General features: G+C 65.7%; 2 protein-coding genes and 1 pseudogene. 1 reads left to right on the top strand and 2 read right to left on the bottom strand.

Features of this window, described 5'->3' with window-relative positions; translation table 11 throughout:
• Positions 1 to 342: 342 nt before the first annotated feature.
• Positions 343 to 1,290, top strand: a complete 948-nt coding sequence (locus WA702_RS27640) for a cation diffusion facilitator family transporter (protein ID WP_425113716.1) — start codon at positions 343 to 345, stop codon at positions 1,288 to 1,290.
• A gap of 126 nt (positions 1,291 to 1,416) precedes the next feature.
• On the opposite strand, the gene WA702_RS27635 is transcribed toward WA702_RS27640, so the two are convergent.
• Both WA702_RS27635 and WA702_RS27630 read right to left on the bottom strand, forming a co-directional pair.
• Complete coding sequence (locus tag WA702_RS27635) at positions 1,417 to 1,581, bottom strand: hypothetical protein (RefSeq protein ID WP_425113715.1); 165 nt, start codon at positions 1,579 to 1,581, stop codon at positions 1,417 to 1,419.
• 114 nt (positions 1,582 to 1,695) lie between these two features.
• Positions 1,696 to 2,305 (bottom strand): annotated as a pseudogene (locus WA702_RS27630) (hypothetical protein); the annotation flags it as partial.

The following is a 2,305-nucleotide window of genomic DNA, read 5'->3' as shown; positions in this document are numbered from 1 at the left end:
GCTGACGCGCGAGGTCGCCACCGCCAGGCGGGCGAACCAGCCGCCCCTCGATTGCGACGTCGAAGAAGCATTCGCGATCGGAAGATTGGCGCGCATCGATGATCCTCAATCTTGGTCGGCTCGTCATCTGGAACCTAGGTCTAATCGCGCTCTGGCGGAGTTGGTTCCCGGGACGTGACGCGCCTGCTGCGATGGTGAATATCGCCGACAAGGCTCGGTCTGTATGTTGCGGGCTGCATGAGCCGCCAGGAACATCTCGATAGTGGCCCGGTTGGTGCTCGGCGCTCGATCTGGACAGGTGCATGCGCCTGATCCCCACGCGCTCGGAAATGGCTTCACCTCATGGCGGCGCATTCTGCAAAGACATCGGTCTACGCCGCCCTGATCGGCAACGTGCTGGTCGCCCTGACCAAGATCATTGCGGCGGTGTGGAGCGGCAGTTCGTCGATGATGAGCGAGGCCGTCCACTCGGTGGTCGATACGTCGAACGAACTGCTGCTGCTCTATGGCTACCGGCGCGCTGCGCGCCGGCCGGATCGGCTGCATCCGCTGGGCTATGGCCGCGAGCTGTATTTCTGGAGTTTTATCGTCGCGCTGCTGATCTTCGCGCTGGGCGCGGGCGTCTCGCTCTATCAGGGCATCATGCACGTGCTGTCGCCGCAGCCGATCGAGCGGCCAATGGTGAGCCTGATCGTGCTCGGGCTCTGCTTCGCCTTTGAAGGGACGTCATGGTTGATCGCGTTGCGCAGCCTGCGTGCGAGCGGGCAGCGCGGCAGCACCTACGAGGCCTTTCTGCGCAGCAAGGATCCGCCCGCCTATATGGTGCTGTTCGAGGATAGCGCGGCCTTGATCGGCATCGTCATTGCCGCATCCGCCATCGGTGCCGCCGCTTGGCTGCAACAGCCGGTCTGGGACGGTGTCGGATCGATCCTGGTCGGCCTGTTGCTTGCCGGAACGTCGGTCGTGCTGGCGCGCGAAAGCAAGAGTCTACTGATCGGCGAGCCCGCGCATTCCGAACTCTCGGAATCGATCCTGGAGGTCGCGAACAATACGCCGGGTGTGCTCCGCGCCAACGGCGTGCTGACCGTGCAGATGTCGCCATCGGAAGTGGTGGCCGCAGTCAGCATCGAGTTTGCCGACGACAGGCGCGCCGACGACATCGAGAGTTCAGTGGTCGCGATCGAAACCGAAGTGCGCAAGCAGCATCCCGACGTGGCGGCGTTGTTCATCAAGCCGCAGACGAAAGCGCGCTATCACGCCAACAGGAAGATCCGCATCGGCGGCAGCTGACCTGCGCCGGCAGCACCGTTCGACCCCCAGCACCGACATGCAGCGAGCGCCGGCCAGATGGCACGGCGCTCGTCTGTTGCTTGCGCCGGATGCGCAAGGATTCGCCAAGGATCCGCCAAGGATCCGCTATGGCTTCTGGCGGCTGTGCAGCGGCTCCTTCTTGGGTTCGTCCGCATTCTCCGGATGGGCAATTCCGAGTTCCTTGCCGGATTGATTGCCCGGATTGTAGTGGAATTTGCCTTCGCTCTTCTCGCCGGGCTGCTTCTGGTTCGGATCCTTGTTATCTGCCATGACTGAACTCCCGTTGATTTGAGCTCTCGGCTCCAGCGGACAACGGCGTCAGGCAGGCTCGGTTCCGGGCGGCCGACCTGGAGCTGCAACAGGCCCGCCGTCCGGGACGCGCGCTCAGGCGCGCCGCCCGACCATCAGCAAGATGCCGCCGAACTGCGGCAGCAGCGCCAGCAGCACCAGCCGCAGCATGGCGAAGTCGTCGGCTTGCGGCCTCACGAGACCGTGCGAGACCCAGGCGACCAGCTTGATCGCGGCCTCGGTCTGCGGATCGGCGGTTAGCGCCACCTCTTGCGTCGCCGTGTCGAAGGCGTGCCGGCGCTCGGCGACCGCGGCCTCGCGCTCCCGGCAGTATTTCCCGACGCCGCCTTTGCATTCGCGGTCGCGCGCCGCCATGGCGTCGGTGAGCTGCGCCTGCGCGGCCGATATCGCCGGCGTCACGCGTGACGCTCGCGCAAACGCGACCTCGCTGATGTTGGTGGACGCGAAGCCGATGCCGGCGGTGACGGCGAACACAAAGGTCAGCGACCACACCGCCCAGCCCGCCAGCGCCGTGGCGTGTTGGCGCTCGTGCCACAGCCGCGCCGCGCAGGTCGGCATCACAAGCGCCACCAGGTCGGCGGCAAGGCCGATGGCGAGAAACAGCCATCCGGCAACGCTGCTCGATCCCAGCGACTGCGCGAACCAGCCGTTCATCGCCATGCCGACGCCAGCGAGCGCCAGCGCG

Origin of the sequence: Bradyrhizobium sp., assembly GCF_049798375.1 — a bacterium.
Taxonomy (GTDB): domain Bacteria; phylum Pseudomonadota; class Alphaproteobacteria; order Rhizobiales; family Xanthobacteraceae; genus Bradyrhizobium.
Note: the sequence above shows the minus strand (reverse complement) of the source record. Positions and strands in the feature narration are given on the sequence as shown.

Coding starts and splice junctions, on each gene's coding strand:
- WA702_RS27640 (WP_425113716.1), top strand. CDS start 343: ATGGCGGCGCATTCTGCAAAGACATCGGTCTACGCCGCCCTGATCGGC.
- WA702_RS27635 (WP_425113715.1), bottom strand. CDS start 1,581: ATGGCAGATAACAAGGATCCGAACCAGAAGCAGCCCGGCGAGAAGAGC.